The sequence below is a fragment of the Bacillus sp. FSL R5-0422 genome, from assembly GCF_038610765.1.
GTDB classification, from domain to species: domain Bacteria; phylum Bacillota; class Bacilli; order Bacillales; family Bacillaceae; genus Bacillus; species Bacillus pumilus_O.
On record NZ_CP152014.1, the window covers coordinates 1,155,023 to 1,174,439 of the forward strand.

The window sequence follows — 19,417 nt, forward strand, 5'->3', positions numbered from 1 at the left end:
AATACGTTTTATAAAAGCTTCTTGTGACGTAATCCGGATCGTTTGTTAAAGTTCAACAAAGGCTTTTTTAAACTGATATTGAATTATATCATAAAGAATTTATATTTCATTCCCTAAGATGGGAGAGATTAGTTTAGAAAAACAATTAAATTCTTCCTTTAAAATAGGTTGTTCAATTTTTTGTTTTGCAACTTTCAGTTTTCTTCAGAAGTGCACATTTTTTATTAGAAAGGCTTAGCATAGAATCTTATTAAATTTTCAAGAGAACATCTGGAAGTTTCGGATAAGGTCATTCACCTTGACGGGGAGAGATCGCTGGGTCGAACCCAGACGGAATCGTATGAAAAGATGTTGATACAGAGCCATTCTTGAGATAGTCAAGAGTGGCTTTTGTTGTATTTCTAAAACAAAAGAAAACATTAGTGAAATGAAAAACCACACTGTATTTTTTCAGTGTGGTCAATTTAAGATACGACAGGTGAGCCATTTAACAATACAATAGTTTCATAGTGTGGTTAAGATCATAAAACCGTATTTTGGTAACCTTATTTCTGCTATTGAAGGACTCATTATCCTGTTTTTCATAGCTACACCTTCGAAAGTCATCAATTTTTCTTTTTTTTGTAGTCTTTTATTAAGCTTGAAACAGTTAAACCAATTACACCAAAAGCTACTACATAAAATAAAATGTTTGTTACAGGTGTATCAATTTTCCCTAAAATCAATACAATAGCGATAATAGCGGCGGGTAAAGTAATTAACAAACTTTTTGATGCCTTATTTTCCTGTGTCACTAATCAAGTACCTCCTTATTGTTTCAGCATTGTGTTTTAGTTCATTTTAAAAAAGAACAACATGATGGTTCTAGCAACCAACCATGCTACATTTTCACTTCCATTCACTTTAAGAGCGCCTGTATAGTGTTCAAGAGTGATTAGAATGGTTCCGAATTTTGCTTCTGCAGAAGGTGTGAATAAAAAAAAGTTCCTGAAACCGTGGATATTATTAAACCTTTTGAAAGTTTTTTTCATAATGAATATGTATGCATATTGGTTCTCCATCTCTAATGAATGTTATCATTTGTAAATAAATGAAGTAAATAGGTTATTTGTTATAGGGGGTGAACGGTCCTTGACAGGGGAGAGGTTGCAGGATCGAGTTTAGCCGAAATCATCATTAAAACCCTTGCTAAGCAAGGGTTTTTTGACAACAGATATTTGTTTTATTTTTTTGAAAAGGGGCGAATTGGGGAAGAAGTTACAAACTCAAAAACCTTTACGATGTATGTGTCTTAAAAATTCTAATGAATGTTGCTATTTATTTAGTAGAAGTAACATATACGTTCTTACCAGAATTTACACCAGTAATTAAAATTATGACTGAAATGAAGATTAGCATGAACAGAGGAACAGTCCAATGATAAGTCATGTCATGTAACCAGCCGAATAAAATAGGCCCTATCGCTGCTAATAGATAGCCTAAAGACTGTGCCATACCAGATAATTCTGCTGCTTCTTGTGTATTTTTGGTGCGTAAACTAAAAAACATCATGGCTAAGCTAAAGGCCATTCCAATGCCAATCCCAATCATTATCATCCACAGAGGTATAAGGAATGACACGCCAAATAAAATGCCCATTAAGCCAACAACAAGCAATAGAAATGAAATCCATACTAATATCTGTTGTTTACTAAAACGTCCAGCTAAAATAGGTACAATAAATGTAACAGGAAGCATTGAAAGTTGCATCAATGATAGCATCCATCCACCTTCATTAGCATTTAGCCCTTTAGTTTCAAGAATTTCAGGAATCCATGAAATGACTGTGAAAAATACAAAGGACTGAGACCCCATAAACAATGTAACATTCCACGCTAGCTTAGAACGCCAAAGGCTGATAGGTCTTTTCTTATTTTCTTTTCGAAAAAAATCTAGAGATTCTTGGTTGTTCATTAGATTTGGTACCCAAAATATCATGGTAAGAAGAGTTAAGATTCCCCAGCAACCTAGGGAACCAGACCATCCGAAACCTAATGATGAAGAAATGGGAGCGCTAATCCCTGAACCAATAGCGCCAAATAAATTCATAGAAACAGCATATAGGCCTGTCATCAAACCTAATTTTGTTGCAAAATGATGTTTAATGAAGCTCGGTAGTAAAACATTACAAATTGCGATTGAAGAACCGATTATGACGGTTCCTAAAAATAACGTGTCCACTCTACCAAAAGAACGTATTCCTATTCCAACTAATAATAATGCTATCGACATAAACAGTGTTAATTCCATGCTGAAACGGCGAGTGATCTTGGGGGCAAGAGGAGAAAACAATGCAAATGTGAATAAAATGGCTGTAGGAATTGTACCAGCTAATGTGTTAGATATATCAAGGTGATCACGAATGGAAGACAATACTGGACCGACTGCTGTAATTGGGGCCCTAAGATTTGCTGCAATTAGAATAACACCAACAACAGTTAATATCTTTTTATTTGTCTGCATACTCGATCTTTTCTTTTGCTCCGTTAGTGGAATACTCATGGCAGCTATAGACCCCTCCAAATCTTAAATAACGAATTGGGGCAAGCTGGATTAAATGATTCGAACCTGCTTGCAATGAATTAATAATTATCGAATGGGAGAACGACACCTACCTACCTTTATGCCTAAAGTATTGTAATGGTTTTTAATATTGACAATCGCGTGTCCACGTGTCACCTCATCGATTAATTGATTTATTTTTTGAAGATTCACAGGCTTATTTGCAACTAAGTCACTAAAAAATGTTTGAATCTCTTTTGGATAAACATTTCCTACCATACTAGAAAGTCCGTTACATCCGTTTAATATTTTTTCAGTGAGGTTTACGTCCCCTCCAGCGAACATGATAAAGTCATCTGGTAAAGTTGTATTTTTTAGGCGTCTAACATCACTCTCTTCTTTCATCCCAACCAAATTAGAGTGTTTTTGATTCATAAGAGTGTGAAATGAGTCAGCACTTAATTCAAACCCCGTGCGCAAAGGATTATTATAAAGAACAACATGTTTTGTGGTTTGCTCTAACAATTCATTCATGTAAGACATCGCTTGTTCCTGAGTTGGTAGGATATAAGGAGGAAATTGAATGAGAATCGAGTCGAAAACTGAATCCTCAAGACGTTCAATCAATTTTATTGCATTTTTTGTCGTTGTAGCTGATACACCAAACATGAGTTCAACATGTTTAAAGTCCTGCTGATTAAAAAAATCAATAATTTGTATCCTTTCTTCAATACTCATTGAATTTTGTTCACCTGTAGTTGCAGATACGAGTAGTGAATCAATACCATTTTCAGCTAAATATTCAACGATTGGTTTAAATCCATCCAAGTACAGACTTTCATCTTCATGAAAGGGGGTTGGAATCGCGACATTTAAATTCTTCACTTGTTTTAACCTCCTACATTAAAATTTTTATACTTTCTAAAAAATGTTACTTGTTCTCGTTATATTGACTGACCTCCTTTACACGGTTTGAAGGAATTCTTTATGCATGTAAGTCTAGCCTTCATGTAATAGTCTAGGACACTTATTTTTATAGAACAATTCAATTATTTATATAATAACTATAGTTTGTACCTATGGTTTTATTTGTATAATAATGTATATTAGATGTTAATATTTAAAAATCATAAAGTTTGTACTTGTGAAAATTTCTATTTAGGAGTCGGAAGAATGGAATTAAAGCAATTAGAGTATTTCTATACAATGTGTCAAGAACTGCATTTTACAAAAGCTGCAGAAAAGGTTGGAATATCTCAACCATCTTTAAGCCAGCAAATCAAACTTTTAGAGCATGAAATTGGAACACCTTTGTTTGACCGTATTGGTAAGAAAACGACTCTTACTGAATCAGGAAAACTCCTATTAAAATATACTCGCAATATTTTTCACGAAATTGAACAAGCAAAAATATCGATCAATGAATTGAATGGACTTCAAAGAGGATCGATCTCAATTGGGACATTACTAACAGTCGAGAACTATCTTATTCCACCGGCACTATTTAAATTTCATCAGCAATACCCAGCTGTTAAAATTTCTGTACTAGGTCTGCGTACTGGGGATATTCAAAAACACTTAATAGAAAATAGAGTGGACTTAGGAATTGTCTTTTTACCAATGAAAGGGGATGAATTTGAAACAATCTCTTTATACATGGAAGATATGGCTTTTGCAGTACCTGTTAAACATCCCCTGGCACAAAGTGAAAAGTTGGGGTTAGAAGTATTAGAAGAAACCGCTTCAATTTTGTTTCCTGAGCAATTTTATATCAGACAGTTAATCAACAAAAGTTGTAAAGATATTGGTTTTCTACCCGACCCTATTTTTGAAGTAACAACTATGCAGTCATTAATTAATATGGTGGTAGATGGCATAGGGATAACGGTCTTACCAACTCCTTATCTTGAATATCTAAACGAACCTCGATTAAAGATTATTCCTATAAATAATGCTAATCTTATTAGAAGTGTAGGGATCGTTTATAGGAAAGACAAACACCTAGGAGCGGCCATTCACATTTTCATTGATATATTAAAAGAGATTGCTTTTGGTTTGAATTATGTTTATGAGTCGAGAAAGAAGTAATAGATTTTAAGGGAATTTCAAGAGATGATTGAAATTCTAGAAATCACAGCGCAAGGGTAAACTGATAACGTTCAGATAAATACATTTTTGACGATGAAAAAATACAAAGATTATTTCATGAAATAAGAACTGAATGATCTGTCCCTAACATTCCGCTTATGATAGGTGGTTTGGGCGATTTCTTGGGAAAGGCAGCATTTGGCGCAGGATGTGTGGAATATCCACTGATCAATGAGGAACTACAAAAATATGCACATCATCATGAAAATTGTTATTATGTTACTATACCTAACCCGGATGGAATTCACATCAATGCGATGTCCCAGAGAATTAGTATAAGATACTATGAAGCATGTCGAAAAAAAGAACATATACATGAACCATTACCAAATGAACATGAGCTAGTGCATGATTGTCATAATAGAATGAATACCTCAGCGGAGAATACATATATAGCACTAGAAAAATTCACGTTGGGCAAGATAACTTACGAAGAGTTGTTGCAGTCTTTATCGTAGGCAAAGATCGAAAGGATGATTGTGGTGGTGAAAACAGATAAAGTTTCCTCCTGAATACAAGAAATCACATTCAGGAGGAGATAAAAATGTTTAAACAAATAGACGAAAATTACCCGCGAAAAGAGCACTTTCATCATTATATGACGTTAACCCGATGCTCATATAGCCTGGTGATCAATCTCGACATCACGAAATTGCATGCAAGATTAAAAGAAAAAAAGCTAAAAGTATATCCTGTGCAAATTTATTTGTTAGCAAGAGCTGTGCAGCAAATTCCTGAATTTCGGATGGATCAAGTGAACGATGAACTGGGTTACTGGGAAATTCTCCATCCTAGTTATACGATTCTAAATAAAGAAACAAAGACGTTTTCAAGTATTTGGACGCCTTATGATGAAAACTTTGCTCAGTTTTATAAAAGCTGTGTAGCCGACATTGAAACATTTAGCAAAAGCAGCAAGCTGTTTCCGAAATCTCATATGCCAGAAAACATGTTCAATATTTCAAGTCTACCGTGGATAGATTTTACTTCTTTTAACCTTAATGTATCTACAGGTGAAGCTTATTTACTGCCAATATTTACGATAGGTAAATTTAAAGTGGAAGAAGGGAAAATCATTTTGCCCGTTGCGATTCAAGTACACCATGCTGTTTGTGATGGCTATCACGTTGGTCAATATGTGGAATATTTGAGGTGGCTTATTGAACATTGTGACGAGTGGTTAAATGATTCAATGCCAATTACCTGAAGACAAAAGGTATGCTCATGGAAATCTAGAAGATGAAGGCAGACTGAAATGAGTCTGCCTTTTTGTTTTGTGATGAGAATGAAAATGTTCCAAAGGTTTACTGAGGCTATATTTGTTCTTTTTGCGGTTTCTTTTCGGTGCTTTGTAAATTCTTGTATGTGATAATAAATGTCATATAAGGGAGCTCAGTGGAAGGGGAATAAGGGATGGAGAAAGTTCTTTCTTCACATGTAGGTGTGAAAATCAATGAATGGTATAAAATGATTCGACAATTCAGTGTACCTGATGCAGAGATTTTGAAAGCTGAGGTAGAACAAGAAATTGAACGGATGGAAGAAGATCAGGATTTACTCATTTATTATCAATTGATGTGCTTTCGTCACCAGCTTATGCTTGATTATATCAAACCATCAGAAAAACGATCGCCTTCTGTTTCTGATTTGGTTGATAAAATTGAGAATTCTAATCATCAACTTTCCGGTATGTTGCAATATTACAATGCTTTTTTTAAGGGAATGCATGAATTTAGTAAGAAAGAATATGTACAGGCTATTCAATATTACAAGATCGCTGAGAGGCAGCTTGCACTGGTTGTCGATGATATTGAGCAAGCGGAGTTTCACTTCAAGGTGGCTGAAGCCTACTATATTATGAAACAAACTCATGTTTCTATGCATCACATCATAAAGGCACTAGATATTTATAAAGAACATGAACAGTATAGAGTTCGTCAAATTCAAAGTCTAATTGTCATAGCAGGAAATTATGATGATTTCATGAGATATGAAAAGTCGTTGCAACATTTAAAGACTGCTTATTCAATTGCTGTGGGCGCAAACGATCAACGTTTAGTAGCAAAAACATTATTAAATATTGGTAATACATATGATAGGCAATCAAGGTATACAGAGGCAATAAAGCATTATAAAGAAGTGTTAGATATCATTTCTTCGGAAAAAAGTGACATAAAGCCAATCACTCTATTTAGTTTGTGTTGGTCGCTGTACAAGTCTAATCAAACTGATGAAGCGGATCTGCTCGTTGAAGAAGGACTAATATATTCCTCAAAGGTAAATGATTCGCTAAGTGTCTTGCTATTTAAAGCATTAAAAGCTATTTATATGGATACTGATGAACAGGCTTTGAAAGAAGTGTTTGATATTTTTGAAGAAAAGAAACTACATGTCTATGTGGAAGCATTTGCTCAAAGTGTCGGGTTATTTTATGAAAAAAAAGGGGACTTTGAAAAAGCTGCCGAATATTACAGAAAGGCTCTTAAGGCTCAAAATGATATTCAAAAAGGAGAGTGTCTGTATGATTATTAAAAAATTACTAATCATTTTATCCATTGTATTGTTAAGTGTTTCAACCGCAGAAACTTTAAAAATCATTGAAACAAAATCAATTCGGAATACAACAATGGAGGAACAAAAATCAAATCGAAACACGACTATGATTGATCGAAATACAACCTCTGAAAACGTATAGACAAGATTAAAACAGACTTTAAGAGTCTGTTTTTTTATGAAGTAGAATGAACAAATGAATCGTTGGTCAATGTTATACTTATCTCAATAGATACGAGGAGGCACCCACTTTGAAATCATTTTGGGAGAAAGAAGAAGAGAGTCCTTTTACGTTAAAAAAGATAGAAGAGGAACAAATTCGTGAAGCAGAGGAAACACTTGGTGTCACTTTACCTGATACATACAAAAAACTCATTTTAGAATGGAATGGTGGTTTTACAGTTCGTAATGCTTTTCCAACCGAACGGCCGAATTCATGGGCAGAGGATCATGTTCAATTCGACCATCTAAGAGGAATCGCCAAAGATGATGGGATTATGAATAGCGCTCAGTTAAGTGATGAATTGGAGCTGCCTGAGGGACTTGTGATCATCAGCGGAGAAGAAGATACATGGATCGCAATGGATTATCGAGAAACGAAGGAACATCCTCCTATTCACTATTTTGATTTAGAGATGGAAGTAGATTTTAAGCTGGCAGATAGTTTCGATGATTTTATTGAGAAGTTATATACAGCTGAAGATGCGATGGTTGAAGTAGTAGAGATTGAGGAGGAAGATTCTGATTTATATGTCAGTAAAGAAGAGCTTGAACACATTTTTGAGAGGCAGGATCTTCGTCAGCAGAATCTTTTCAAATTGTCACTTTATCCGATGGAAGAAACAGAAGAGATCGAATGGTTTTTCAATCGTATGAAACAATGCATCCAACAGATAAACGATCAACATGTTTTGTATGAAGCAGCTACTACTGTTCACTCCATCCTTTTATTAAATCCAAATATGCCAAGGAATGATCATATCAATCAAGTGCTGAAAGAAATAGGGGAGTTTCTAGAAAATAGTGGTGAACCTAATACCGCTTTTTTGGGAGAAGACATTCATCCAGGTAAAAAATGATAGTGAAAGAAGAAAAAGAAAAGCCCCTGAAAAGGGCTTTTTTAATTTAATTCATGAAAAAACTGTTTGAGTTGATCAATGAAAACGGATTTTGATTTTCCTTTTTTATAAATGAACTCGATATTGATATTGAAATGGATGGATGGATCGATTGAAATTTGTTTTAATGTTCCTTGTTCTACTTCATTTCTAACACAATGATGAGGTAGAAACGATAGCCCCATTCCTTGTAGCACTAAATTTTTTGCGGTTTCCATATGATCAACCTCAATGGAAATGTTCGGTGTGATGTTGTTTTTTTGAAATAATCGGTGAAGCATCAACCAATCAAATGACCCGTAGTCAAAGAAAATAAAAGGCTGTTCTTCTAGTTCTTTCATATTGATATTGTCAAGGCTGGCAAGCGGATGATAAGTTGGGACGAACAGCCCAATCGGATCGCTGAAAATAGGAATCGATTCAATTTGAGGATGTGTTTCAGTCCTGACAATGCCAAAGTCTACTTGGTTGTTAATCACTTTTTGGACAACATCCTTTGAATGCCCTGTTACAATTTTCACTTTCAGGTTTTCGTATTTTTCTTTTAGGGCTGGCAATATGTTGGGCAAAAGATTATTGGATATAGAGGATGCGCATCCAATTGTCAATTCATAAGGGATCATCGTTTGTTTGAGACTATGCTTTGCTTCTTGATAAGAATGGAGAATCTTTTTGGCATGCGGGTAAAACTGTTCACCTTTTTCCGTCAGAGATAGTTTATTTCTCTGTCTATCAAATAATTTCAGGTCTAATTCCTTTTCTAACGATTGAATACGTGCCGAAACAGAAGGCTGAGTTAAATACAGTGCTTCTGCAGCTTTATTGATACTGCCTAGCTGGCATACATAAATAAACGCTTCTATATTCTCAATATTCATGTTATCCCCTTATATGACGTTCTTTAAATGTTTAGCTTTTCAAGCTCATACACTAATTTTACAGCTTCTTTCGCCAAAATGACAGTTGGGTCAATCACTTTCACAGCTTTGGTTGATCTTAGAACTAAAGGGATTTCTGTACAGCCGGCAATGATGGCTTCGGCTCCTTGATTGATTAAAATTTCTGAAGCTAATGCCAGTTCACTTTCGCCTTTACTCAATTTCCCAGCTTTCACTGCATATATCCCATTCATGACATTTTTCTGAAGCTCTTCACTTGGGGTCATGACGTCAATCTTGTGATGAGCACAAGCCTTTTGGTAGAGCTTGGTTTTTAATGTGCCATCAGTACATAGTAAGCCCACAGATGTATAGTGATGTTTGTTCAGGTGCTTTGCGGTTTCTAATGGCATATTCATAATAGGGATATGAGTGGATTGTTGTACGTTTTCTAAAAAGAAGTGAGCGGTATTGCATGCAATCAGAATAAAGTCCGCTCCTGCGCGTTCTAATCTTTTAGCTGATGCAATCATATATTCTGTAGGATCTTCGCCTTTCCCAAATATGGCATTGGTTCTATCAGGGATTTGCGGATAATTATCTGCAATCACATGAAGATGATCCTGATCTTTTATCGCTGGAGTATGAGAAATGATTTTTTTCATCAGATCAATCGTTGCTAAAGGGCCCATTCCGCCCATGATTCCAATCGTTGTAGACATATAAGCCACCACATTTCTTTTTTTTCTATTATAAAAAAAGAAAGCATGGTGAGCGTTATAGAAAAGTTCTATCTGTATATAGAAGGTTGATCAAAAGCGTCTTTTAATGGCGCTTAGCGGCCCACTCTGATTGAAGAATTGCATATTGATATTCGTCGACCCAATGTCCCTTCGACATATAATTTTGAAGCAAATGTCCTTCGCGTCTCATGTCTAAACGTTCCAGCACTCGAATAGATTTTTCATTGCGCACATCAGTAAAGGCAATGATTTTATGCTTGTTCAGTGTAGTGAAAATATATTCGATCAATGAACTCAAGGCTTCGTGAATATAGCCCTTTCCTTGAAATTCAGGTGCGAGTGTAAATCCGATTTCAACAATTCTAGGCTCACTGTCAAGAGTATGAATGACGCAATCTCCTACCAGCTGATTGGATTTAGATAAGGCAATGGCGTATTGAAACCATGTCCCTGGTTGATCAGGTGTTTGCGTCATTTGTTGCTGAACAAATGATTCAGCTTGTTCGTACGTATAGTTTTCCCAAGATTGATATGTTGCAATAGAGGGGTTTGCTCGATACTGATAAAATGCTTCAATATCTTGTAGTTCAAATTGGCGAATCACTATCCGGTTTGTTCTTGTAAATACGTTGTTTGCATTCTTCATATTTCACCCTCATTTTTCATTTGTTTTTGATTTAAAAAAGTCTATTAGCCATTCAGATAGCTGCTGCTGTGCTTTGCTAACAAATCGATCTGTATAATAAGTTAATTCCAAGTGACGAACAGGTGCCGGATCAGCAATAGGAATCGACACAATATTTGGCCACGTCGCCTGTTGTTGCAGCAATCCTCGCGGCTGAATGGTTGCACCGATGCCGGCTTCAACCAGCTGCAATAATGAAGATGCGGACCCAACTTCCATAACAGTGTCCAGTTCAACACCCTGTTCTTTACATACGTCTTCTACTAAATCTCTTCCTAGATATCCCTTCGGATACATGACCAAAGCATGCTCCGTCAGCTCTTCCAATGTCACTTCACTTTTTTGGGCTAATTCACTTTCTGAATGAGCAAATAATTCGTAGGGCTCACTCCCAAGTGGAATTTGAATGAGACGCTTATCCGCAGGTCCTCGTAGCCCGATGCCGAGATCCACCTTATGCGACAGGACTTCTTCACGAACGAAGATCGTTGAATATGCTTTCAGATTGGTTTCAGGGTAAAGTGTTTTAAATTCTACAAAAAGCGGAACAAGCTGGAAGTCAAGATCGGAGGGGAGAACTGCAAGTCGAACGTTTCCCCGTTTTTCAGATAATAGTTCTTTCATCGCATTTTTTGCATCTCTTTCAGCTTGAAGCATTTTCATCCCATATTGATATAGCAGAGAACCCGCTTCGGTTGAGACGACTTTTTTGCCGATTCGGTCAAAGAGCGGCATCCCAACTTCTGCTTCAAGCAGCCGAATCTGCTGGCTTAATGTAGGCTGTGATATTCCTAATTGCTCTGCAGCTTTTGTGAAATGTAAATGATCGAATACAGCCATGAAATATGTAATATGCCGAGTATCCATTTGTCATCCTTCCATTAACAATAGTTTTTTACTATCATCATAATACGAATTATTGTATTGATCAATGAAAGCGGCGGATTTATACTCAAAGTAACTTCAACAAGTTGAGAGAGGAAGAAGTGCATTGATGAAAAAAATATTTTACTTAACCGCTTTATTTTCAGCTGCATTAAACTTGCGCCCAATCATTACGTCCGTGGCTTCTATGATGAGTATGATCCAATCAGAGCTTGGTGTGAACGCACTGACAGGAAGTCTTTTAACCACTTTGCCTGTCCTTTGTATGGGGGTATTTGCTCCTGTTGCGACGACACTCAGCCGGCGATTTGGTTTAGAGAGAACGCTTTTTTTCTCGATTCTTCTCATAACGATCGCCACAGCGCTACGGGGTACAAGCCAATCGGTCGCTATCCTGCTCATGACTGCATTTGCAGGAGGGGTAGGGATTAGCTTCGCTGGCCCATTATTGTCTAGTTTTATTAAAAAGTATTTCCCGAGAAATCCTGGTATCGTCAGTGTTTATTCGATTTCGATGACAATAGGTGCAGCACTTGCTTCCGGCTTCACTATTCCAATTTATCTACGCAGTCACCATCTTCCGTTTGCATTGTCCTGCTGGGCTATTCTAGGGGTGATCGCGCTTATTCTCTGGGTAGGTATTGCTCGCAAAAATGAGCAGAGTGACCTTGTTACCTTGCCACTAAAATTGCCACTGCGAAACAAAAAGGCGATACAATTCACCTTGTTTTTTGGCTTTATGTCTAGCATGTTTTATTCTTTGACGGCATGGATTTCACCGATTGCTCTTAGTTTCGGAAACAGTCCGCAACATGCTGCTATGCTGCTGACCATATTTACACTCATTCAGATTCCGGTGGCACTTCTCGTTCCAGCGGTCGTTACTCGATTAGGAAAACCGAAATTATTTCTCATCTTATGCAGTCTGTCTGAGCTGATTGGTCTTATCTTACTTCTTCTGCCGATGCCGATCTTGCCAGCTGTCATTTTCCTAGGTATGGGTGCCGGAGGGTTATTTCCTTTAGCGCTTATGCTACCGATTATAGAGACAGATACTCCAGAGGAAGCCGGAACTTGGTCCGCCATGTCGCAGATGGGCGGATATATCATGGGAGGATTCGGTCCGTTTATCATTGGCTTAGTTTTCGATCTAAGTGGACATTTTTATGCTTCTATTGTGGCAATGCTTGTCATCGTCATACTGATGATTAGCGTTCAGCTATCTATGAATCTCGGTAAAAAGAGCGAAGTAGGATCCAATTAACGATCAATTGACCGACGTTTTAATATCAATACTCATTTGAAATCGCCATAGCCTATTCCTAAATAAATAGGCTATGGCGATTTTTTTGCTCAATTTTAGAAACGACACTTAAACCAAAAATCGTGCAAGGTATTTTTCAACTTTACGGGTAGCCATTTCTGCAGCTTCCATGATTATTTCACCTAATGTTGGGTGAGGATGAATCGTCATTGCTAAATCTTCGACTGTTGCACCAATTTCTATAGAGAGAGAAAGTTCTGATATAAGAGTAGAAGCTTCTGCACCTACGATTTGTGCTATTAAAATAAGGCCAGATTCGGCATGGCTACAATCTTCACAAATTCTTCTGATTCTTTTAATGCAAGTGTTCACTTTAAGAACAAGGATCAGTTGGTCATAGAGACTTTTCATTTTGCTATTAATGATACGATCAAGCTGCTGCAAAGTGTTGCAGACAAGAAAGCAGACCAGCCTCGCATTCAGACGATCATTGAATTCTATTTAAGTTCCGTTCACCGTGATCAGGCTGAGGTCGGCTGTATACTGCCTGCGCTCGCAGGGGAGATTTCTCAAATATCGCAAGAGGTACGAAAAGCCTATACAGATGAATTGAAACGATTTATGATGTTTATAGCTGATGCAGGAAACATAGATCTCTCTAAGAGTTACGGACTAGTAAGCAGTTGCCCTTGCACGAGCGGTCAATGATTTGCAGTTCAGTGATCAATTGTTATTGGCAGGTAGAACACAGGCAAAACACATTCTAAATACATAGGAGATGTTGCGATGTTGATTAGAGAAGCAAGCATAGAAGATTATCCACAATTAAGACAAATCTATTTAGAATCCCGTCGTCAGAGCTTTCACTGGCTTCGTACAGAAGAAATCAATTTGCAAGACTTTGATCAGGATACGCAGGAAGAGCAAATTTTCTTAGCTGAGGAAAACAACAAAATCCTCGGATTCATCTCGCTCTATGTACCTGATCGTTTTATTCATCTCTTGTTTGTGCATCCAGAAGCTGCTGGGCAAGGGGCTGGAGATCTTCTACTCAAACAAGCTATAAAAGTTTTGGGAACGCCAATCACCCTCAAATGTGTCTCAGAAAATCACAAAGCTTTATCTTTTTATCAAAAAAGAGGCTGGAAGGCTGTTGTAGAAGAAGGAGAACCTGGTGAGAAATACTGGGTGCTTATTTATGAATAGAAGTCATTTTATCTTCTCATTTACTCGGCCCTCTATAGGGTCTTTTTGCGGTTTCTTTTCGGTGTCGAACGGCTTATAAAATGATAATATATGTCATTATAGGGAAAATAGAGGAAGGGGTAAGGTCTGATGGAGAAAGTGCTTTCTTCTCACGTCGGCTTGAAAATCAATGAATGGTATTATCATATTCAACGATTTAACGTACCGGACGCCGAAGCATATAAAGAGGAAATCAAATCAATGCTTGATCATATGGAAGAAAATCAAGATTTATTATTGTATTTCTCACTCATGGAATTCAGACATAAATTAATGCTTGATTACTTGAATCCTTTAGAAAATGGGAAAGAGCGGGCGAACTTTAGGGAACTCGCAATGAAGATCAAAAGGGAACAAGAGAAATTAACAGGATTGCTCGAATATTATTTCAATTTTTTCTACGGCATGTACGAATTTGAAAACTATGAATACCTAAATGCGATTACTTTTTATAAGCGGGCAGAAAAAAAGCTGTCTCTTGTCAGCGACGATATTGAACGTGCCGAGTTTAATTACAAGATGGCAGAAATCTATTACCACATGAAACAAACCCACATGTCGATGCACCATATCGCACAGGCGATAGAATGTTACCGAGAAAAAGATACATACACAGTGAGAGAAATTCAATGTTCTTTTGTGATTGGATTAAACTATATCGATATGGGATGCCCCGAAAAAGCGATACCCCATTTTCAACACGCACTAGAGAAAGCCGCCGATAACTCAACAAAACGATTAAAAGGATCAGCACTTTATAATTTAGGGTTGAGTTATTTTCATGACAATGATCTTTCAACTGCAATTAAATATTTTAATGAATCTATTCATTCGTTTAAAGAACAGGGATATGAGCATTTAAATAAAATTCTTGATCCTCTTGTCATGTTGACAAAATCATATTTTAAAAATGAACAGAATGATTTAGGTTTATATGCATTAAACTATGGGATTGAATTAGCTGAAAAATTAAAAGATGATATTGTTATCAATACTTTCGTTATGTTGAGATCACTTTATATTGATAACAATGTAAATCGCATAACAGAGTCAATGGCTTATTTGGAATCAAAGTCTTTTTTTGCAAATCTTGAAGATTTAGCGAAAGATGCAGTGAAGCATTATAATAAAGCAGGAGATATAGAACGCTCAAACGAATTTTATGAGAAGATTCTATATTTCCAACACCAAATTAAAAGGGGAGACTGTCTTTATGAAATTTAAGTCAGTAGCAACCGTATTAATAATTGTCAGTGTGTTATGTGCTTTTAGTTATGTTTCATCAAACGATATCCATAATGAAGCCCAAAGAGGACATACATCAAGTATCGGTTATTTTGCTTAAACTAAAAAAGCCTGTTGAATGGCTTTTTTTATTTAATTGTCGCTTTTCTCAATGTTAAAGTCTTCAGACAAAACAACTAAGCGGAGATGTCTGTTCTTTTTTGTTTTAAATTGTTATTCTATTATACAAATTCTTTTTAATATCCTACTGTATTATATTTTAAAGGATGTTACCGTTGGATGTAAGGAATGGTTGGCCAATCTTCCAATAAGAGTTGGAGGGAAATCATGAATTACAAAATTGAAATCGTAAGCAACATGAAGATCGTGTATATGAGGAATAAAGGACCATATGGTAGCAAAGAAAATGTAGAGATGATGAAGAGATTTAAACAATGGATCAATCAACATCAATTAAATGATGAATTAAAGGAATATGGTATATATGGTGTTCCTCAAGATGATCCTGGAAAAATTCCACCAGAAAAATGCAGATACGACCTTATGTTGATGACAAATAGAGATTTCTCAAAAGATCAAATGGTGCAGACTGGACATGTTGAAGGGGGAAAGTATGCTGTGTTTACAGTGACACATACAACCGAAAAAGTGAATTTGTTTTGGAGCCAATTGCCTCAAATGATCCAAAACAATCAATTGAACATGCGTCCGGCATCTATTATGGAGAGATATAGAGAAGAAGAAGGCATGTGTGAGTTCTTACTACCTATTTTTTAAATACTCTACCTAACAGATTTATATTCTTAAATCATTTTGCTTCCAATGCTATACTATGGCTAAACCATTCATGAAGGGTCATGATAGGAGGAGCATTGAGTGATATTCATCATAGGCATTATCATTGGCTTTTATGATTGCTATTTTAGGTTTTACTGTTTTTGTAGATGTAGGGAATGGATTGGGAACGGCTCTTAGCATCATCGGAGGATTCGTCATATTATTCATTGCCGGTAGATTACAAAGGCGAAAAGAACAGAATGATCCAAACATATTATTGAACAACATGATGATGCTTTTTCATGAAGATGGGTTTCAAGCATCTACCTATATCTTTTCAGAGCAAGTTGATAAGGGATTTGCAATTGATGATGAGTTAAAGAAAATGCGCTTTATTGAACATCAGCCTGGCGGGTCAACTAGAAAAAATAGATTTGCAGTCACTGAGCTATCCTTGAAAGATTTGAAACAAGTTGTGATATTAGAAGATGGGGTGCCGATTGATTCAGCTGAGAGAGATGATGAAGCAGAGGTCTCGACGCTTGAATTAAGGTTAACAATGAATGACCGAGAATCATCAACGATCACGATCAACTCCTTGCGTTTTGATTTGCCTGTTCGTAAAAGCAATGCTCAATACTTAGCTGAACGGGAAAATTTACAGGAGATTTATCATGAGATTGATGCAATGATGAAATCTGCGGATGAAATTGAATATCATCGTTCATAGAGAAGAAATCACAGTTGATGTGGTTTCTTTTTTTTGTGAGACAAGACAAAGCAGGTCCAGTCATTGTAGTTGAATGTTTTTCTTAAAAATGAATAAAGATAGACTAGACGCAAAAGTGAACATGGAGATAGAAAGAACGCTCATGTGATGAGGAGGAAAAATAAATGAAAAAGCTATGCAGGGAAGTCTGGATCGAAGTCAATCTTGATGCGATTAAAAGAAATATCGAAGCCATTCAAGCGCATATTCCAAGGAAAAGTAAGATCATGGCTGTCGTGAAAGCAAATGCTTATGGACATGGCTCAGTGGAGGTAGCCCGGCAGGCACTGGAAAGCGGTGCAACGGAGCTCGCCGTTGCTAGCTTGGAGGAAGGCATTGTGCTGCGAAGAGCAAAAATTGAAGCACCGATTTTGGTTCTTGGATTTACACCGCTTGACTGTGTGAAAAGGGCTGCGGCCTGGAGAATTGATTTATCTGGCCTTCGTGAAGACTGGATTGTTGAAGCAAATGAGATCTTAGCAGAAGAAGAAAGTCAGCGCCGGCTTGGGATACATGTCAATGTCGACACAGGGATGGGGCGACTAGGTGTACGGACGAAGGAAGAGCTGTTAGGAGTGGTGGAAGCCCTTGAAAAGAGTGAAAACCTCAGGTGGGACGGGATTTTTACACATTTCTCTACTGCGGATGAGCCAGACCCTGATTTCACGATGCTGCAGCACAGTATTTTTATTGATTTTCTTCGTTTTTTGAAAAAACAAGGAATTAAGCTGCCAACCGTACATATGAACAATACAGCGGCTGCCATCGCGTTTCCTGAATTTAGCGCCGATATGATTCGGCTAGGCATCGGGCTATATGGACTGTATCCTTCGCAATACATTGAAAGCTTAGACGCTGTTCAGCTAGAGCCCGCTCTCAGTTTAAAAGCGAGAATTGCGTTCGTGAAGGAGATGGTGACAGAGCCAAGAACTGTCAGCTATGGGGCAACGTATGTAGCAAAGCCGGATGAAGTCATTGCCACCATACCGATCGGTTACGCAGATGGGTACTCACGTGCTTTATCCAATCGGGGATTTATGCTTTTCCGAGGAGAACGAATGCCGATTGCTGGCCGAGTCACAATGGATATGACGATGATCAGTTTAGGAGAAATGAAAGCAAAGCAAGGCGAGGAAGTCGTCATATACGGTCGTCAAAAGGGCGGAGAAATTTCTGTTGATGAAATCGCCGAAATGCTGAATACAATCAACTACGAAGTCATCGCCACCTTAAGTCGCCGCGTCCCAAGGTTTTATCGTCGAGGCGGGAAGATTATTAAAATATCGACGCCGGTGATGTATGTGTGAGTTCAATTTGTTTCTAAAACGGACCGTAAATGAAAATCCGAATAGCCCCCTTTACATGGCAAGGGGGCTAACTTTCAAGAATTAAGCACGATACTCTTTATCTAAAATAAGAATGGGTTTAATCGTAGATCCATTTTTAGAATCTTCAAAGGCTTGTTCAATATCTTCCAATTCGTAGAATTTTGCTAGTTTCTCAACTGGGAATTGTCCATTTTTAAAGAACTTCACTAGTTTAGGAATAAATAGTTGTGGAACGGCATCCCCTTCTATCACACCTTTTAATGTGAGCGCATTGAGCATTAGATCATTTGTTACATTAAATGTTAAATCGCGCTTCCCTACGGCTACTGTTGCACAAGTCCCTTTGACACGCAGGCAATGGAGAGCTGCTAGAGTGACTTCTGGTACTCCAGTTGTTTCAAATGAGTAATGTGCCCCTTTTCCTTCTGTTATTTCCTTAATTTTTTCAGCTGGATTCTCATGTTTACTGTTGATGATATGTGTTGCACCTAATTCTTTTGCTAACTCAAGGCGGCTATCATGAATATCGACGGCAATAATCGGATCACAGCCAGCAATTTTTGCTGCCATTAACCCACTTAACCCAACAGCGCCTGTACCGAAAACAACAAAGCTTGTTCCTGGTGCTGGAGCAAGTGAATTTAAGACAGTACCGCTCCCAGTCATTAAGCCACAGCCAAATGGTCCTAAATAACGCAAATCGGTTTCTTTGTCTACTTTCACTACATTTTTTTCATCAACCGTTGCATATGTACCAAATGATGATTGACCAAAAAATTGTGATACATCTTCATGATCATGTGTATGGATAGGCGTTTCATTATGCTTATTACGACCAGAAAAATTCAGTGGAATCATGTTTTCACATCCACCAGCGTTCCCATCTAGACAATTATGACAATGACCACAATAAGCGAAGCCTAGTACAACGTGGTCTCCTTCTTGAACAGTTGTGACATTAGAACCTGCTTTCACGACAATGCCAGAGCCTTCATGTCCTAATAAAGCAGGACGTGGGACAGGAAGCGTTCCATCTAATACTGTGGCATCAGTATGACAGACGCCAGATGCAACGATTTTGACAAGCACTTCATCTGCTTTTGGATCATCTAGTAATAATGTTTGTTTCTCGAAATCTTTTTCATTTGTTGTGACCATCGCTTGAATTTCCATATCATGTGCCCTCACTTTTTGTATAGTATGATATTCTAAAGAAGTTAGATCAAATGTCACAAAAA

Annotated in this window: 20 protein-coding genes and 1 pseudogene; 12 read left to right on the top strand and 9 right to left on the bottom strand. The window is 37.2% G+C overall.

The window, feature by feature from the left end:
• Positions 1–605 precede the first annotated feature (605 nt).
• The 3 genes from MKX52_RS05740 to MKX52_RS05750 form a co-directional block, all read right to left on the bottom strand.
• Entirely contained in the window at positions 606–794 is a 189-nt protein-coding gene (locus tag MKX52_RS05740) for a hypothetical protein (RefSeq protein WP_342491643.1), read from the bottom strand.
• Between the two features lie 523 nt (positions 795–1,317).
• Positions 1,318–2,541: an MFS transporter gene (locus MKX52_RS05745; protein ID WP_251183677.1), complete on the bottom strand. Its 1,224-nt coding sequence runs from the start codon at positions 2,539–2,541 to the stop codon at positions 1,318–1,320.
• Between the two features lie 87 nt (positions 2,542–2,628).
• Positions 2,629–3,426: a dihydrodipicolinate synthase family protein gene (locus tag MKX52_RS05750; protein WP_251183676.1), complete on the bottom strand. Its 798-nt coding sequence runs from the start codon at positions 3,424–3,426 to the stop codon at positions 2,629–2,631.
• A gap of 288 nt (positions 3,427–3,714) precedes the next feature.
• On the opposite strand from MKX52_RS05750, the gene MKX52_RS05755 reads away from it, so the two are divergent.
• From MKX52_RS05755 to MKX52_RS05775, 5 genes are all read left to right on the top strand, one after another.
• A complete protein-coding gene (locus tag MKX52_RS05755; RefSeq protein WP_342491644.1) occupies positions 3,715–4,629 on the top strand; it encodes a LysR family transcriptional regulator in 915 nt (304 codons plus the stop codon).
• 604 nt (positions 4,630–5,233) lie between these two features.
• Positions 5,234–5,896: a type A chloramphenicol O-acetyltransferase gene (gene catA / locus MKX52_RS05760; RefSeq protein ID WP_342491645.1), complete on the top strand. Its 663-nt coding sequence runs from the start codon at positions 5,234–5,236 to the stop codon at positions 5,894–5,896.
• A gap of 206 nt (positions 5,897–6,102) precedes the next feature.
• Positions 6,103–7,221, top strand: a complete 1,119-nt coding sequence (locus MKX52_RS05765) for a tetratricopeptide repeat protein (protein ID WP_012009623.1) — start codon at positions 6,103–6,105, stop codon at positions 7,219–7,221.
• Positions 7,211–7,384 carry a hypothetical protein gene (locus tag MKX52_RS05770; RefSeq protein WP_012009624.1) on the top strand — a complete coding sequence of 58 codons (174 nt, stop codon included), beginning with the start codon at positions 7,211–7,213 and terminating at the stop codon, positions 7,382–7,384. The genes MKX52_RS05765 and MKX52_RS05770 overlap by 11 nt, the downstream gene beginning before the upstream one ends.
• Before the next feature lie 109 nt (positions 7,385–7,493).
• Positions 7,494–8,321 carry an SMI1/KNR4 family protein gene (locus MKX52_RS05775; RefSeq protein ID WP_342491646.1) on the top strand — a complete coding sequence of 276 codons (828 nt, stop codon included), beginning with the start codon at positions 7,494–7,496 and terminating at the stop codon, positions 8,319–8,321.
• A 41-nt stretch (positions 8,322–8,362) separates the two neighbouring features.
• Here the strand turns inward: MKX52_RS05775 and MKX52_RS05780 are convergent, their stop codons facing one another.
• From MKX52_RS05780 to MKX52_RS05795, 4 genes are all read right to left on the bottom strand, one after another.
• Positions 8,363–9,238 carry a LysR family transcriptional regulator gene (locus tag MKX52_RS05780; RefSeq protein ID WP_012009626.1) on the bottom strand — a complete coding sequence of 292 codons (876 nt, stop codon included), beginning with the start codon at positions 9,236–9,238 and terminating at the stop codon, positions 8,363–8,365.
• Positions 9,239–9,261: 23 nt separating this feature from the next.
• Positions 9,262–9,960 carry an amino acid racemase gene (locus MKX52_RS05785; protein WP_088003169.1) on the bottom strand — a complete coding sequence of 233 codons (699 nt, stop codon included), beginning with the start codon at positions 9,958–9,960 and terminating at the stop codon, positions 9,262–9,264.
• Between the two features lie 103 nt (positions 9,961–10,063).
• On the bottom strand, positions 10,064–10,627 hold the full coding sequence (locus MKX52_RS05790) for a GNAT family protein (RefSeq protein ID WP_012009628.1): 564 nt from the start codon (positions 10,625–10,627) through the stop codon (positions 10,064–10,066).
• Between the two features lie 9 nt (positions 10,628–10,636).
• Positions 10,637–11,533: a LysR family transcriptional regulator gene (locus tag MKX52_RS05795; RefSeq protein WP_342491647.1), complete on the bottom strand. Its 897-nt coding sequence runs from the start codon at positions 11,531–11,533 to the stop codon at positions 10,637–10,639.
• Positions 11,534–11,660: 127 nt separating this feature from the next.
• On the opposite strand from MKX52_RS05795, the gene MKX52_RS05800 reads away from it, so the two are divergent.
• Complete coding sequence (locus tag MKX52_RS05800) at positions 11,661–12,815, top strand: MFS transporter (protein WP_342491648.1); 1,155 nt, start codon at positions 11,661–11,663, stop codon at positions 12,813–12,815.
• Between the two features lie 108 nt (positions 12,816–12,923).
• Here the strand turns inward: MKX52_RS05800 and MKX52_RS05805 are convergent.
• Positions 12,924–13,180: pseudogene (locus MKX52_RS05805) on the bottom strand (dihydrolipoyl dehydrogenase); the annotation flags it as partial.
• A gap of 25 nt (positions 13,181–13,205) precedes the next feature.
• Between MKX52_RS05805 and MKX52_RS05810 the strand changes: the two are divergent.
• From MKX52_RS05810 to alr, 6 genes are all read left to right on the top strand, one after another.
• Positions 13,206–13,523, top strand: coding sequence for a hypothetical protein (locus tag MKX52_RS05810; protein ID WP_342491649.1), 318 nt, complete (start codon positions 13,206–13,208; stop codon positions 13,521–13,523).
• A gap of 78 nt (positions 13,524–13,601) precedes the next feature.
• The gene (locus MKX52_RS05815; RefSeq protein WP_342491650.1) at positions 13,602–14,021 is read left to right on the top strand and encodes a GNAT family N-acetyltransferase; all 420 of its coding nucleotides are present in this window, start codon (positions 13,602–13,604) and stop codon (positions 14,019–14,021) included.
• Between the two features lie 129 nt (positions 14,022–14,150).
• Positions 14,151–15,284, top strand: coding sequence for a Rap family tetratricopeptide repeat protein (locus tag MKX52_RS05820; protein WP_342491651.1), 1,134 nt, complete (start codon positions 14,151–14,153; stop codon positions 15,282–15,284).
• Between the two features lie 348 nt (positions 15,285–15,632).
• A complete protein-coding gene (locus MKX52_RS05825) occupies positions 15,633–16,082 on the top strand; it encodes a GyrI-like domain-containing protein (RefSeq protein ID WP_088003191.1) in 450 nt (149 codons plus the stop codon).
• A gap of 124 nt (positions 16,083–16,206) precedes the next feature.
• The gene (locus MKX52_RS05830; RefSeq protein ID WP_342491652.1) at positions 16,207–16,812 is read left to right on the top strand and encodes a hypothetical protein; all 606 of its coding nucleotides are present in this window, start codon (positions 16,207–16,209) and stop codon (positions 16,810–16,812) included.
• Between the two features lie 164 nt (positions 16,813–16,976).
• A complete protein-coding gene (gene alr, locus MKX52_RS05835; RefSeq protein ID WP_342491653.1) occupies positions 16,977–18,158 on the top strand; it encodes an alanine racemase in 1,182 nt (393 codons plus the stop codon).
• A gap of 81 nt (positions 18,159–18,239) precedes the next feature.
• Here the strand turns inward: alr and MKX52_RS05840 are convergent, their stop codons facing one another.
• Positions 18,240–19,352 carry an NAD(P)-dependent alcohol dehydrogenase gene (locus MKX52_RS05840; protein WP_088003200.1) on the bottom strand — a complete coding sequence of 371 codons (1,113 nt, stop codon included), beginning with the start codon at positions 19,350–19,352 and terminating at the stop codon, positions 18,240–18,242.
• Between the last annotated feature and the right edge of the window lie 65 nt (positions 19,353–19,417).

Coding starts and splice junctions, on each gene's coding strand:
- MKX52_RS05770 (WP_012009624.1), top strand. CDS start 7,211: ATGATTATTAAAAAATTACTAATCATTTTATCCATTGTATTGTTAAGT.
- MKX52_RS05790 (WP_012009628.1), bottom strand. CDS start 10,627: ATGAAGAATGCAAACAACGTATTTACAAGAACAAACCGGATAGTGATT.
- MKX52_RS05795 (WP_342491647.1), bottom strand. CDS start 11,533: ATGGATACTCGGCATATTACATATTTCATGGCTGTATTCGATCATTTA.
- alr (WP_342491653.1), top strand. CDS start 16,977: ATGAAAAAGCTATGCAGGGAAGTCTGGATCGAAGTCAATCTTGATGCG.
- MKX52_RS05815 (WP_342491650.1), top strand. CDS start 13,602: ATGTTGATTAGAGAAGCAAGCATAGAAGATTATCCACAATTAAGACAA.
- MKX52_RS05820 (WP_342491651.1), top strand. CDS start 14,151: ATGGAGAAAGTGCTTTCTTCTCACGTCGGCTTGAAAATCAATGAATGG.
- MKX52_RS05745 (WP_251183677.1), bottom strand. CDS start 2,541: ATGAGTATTCCACTAACGGAGCAAAAGAAAAGATCGAGTATGCAGACA.
- MKX52_RS05755 (WP_342491644.1), top strand. CDS start 3,715: ATGGAATTAAAGCAATTAGAGTATTTCTATACAATGTGTCAAGAACTG.
- MKX52_RS05780 (WP_012009626.1), bottom strand. CDS start 9,238: ATGAATATTGAGAATATAGAAGCGTTTATTTATGTATGCCAGCTAGGC.
- MKX52_RS05765 (WP_012009623.1), top strand. CDS start 6,103: ATGGAGAAAGTTCTTTCTTCACATGTAGGTGTGAAAATCAATGAATGG.
- MKX52_RS05800 (WP_342491648.1), top strand. CDS start 11,661: ATGAAAAAAATATTTTACTTAACCGCTTTATTTTCAGCTGCATTAAAC.
- MKX52_RS05785 (WP_088003169.1), bottom strand. CDS start 9,960: ATGTCTACAACGATTGGAATCATGGGCGGAATGGGCCCTTTAGCAACG.
- MKX52_RS05840 (WP_088003200.1), bottom strand. CDS start 19,352: ATGGAAATTCAAGCGATGGTCACAACAAATGAAAAAGATTTCGAGAAA.
- MKX52_RS05825 (WP_088003191.1), top strand. CDS start 15,633: ATGAATTACAAAATTGAAATCGTAAGCAACATGAAGATCGTGTATATG.
- catA (WP_342491645.1), top strand. CDS start 5,234: ATGTTTAAACAAATAGACGAAAATTACCCGCGAAAAGAGCACTTTCAT.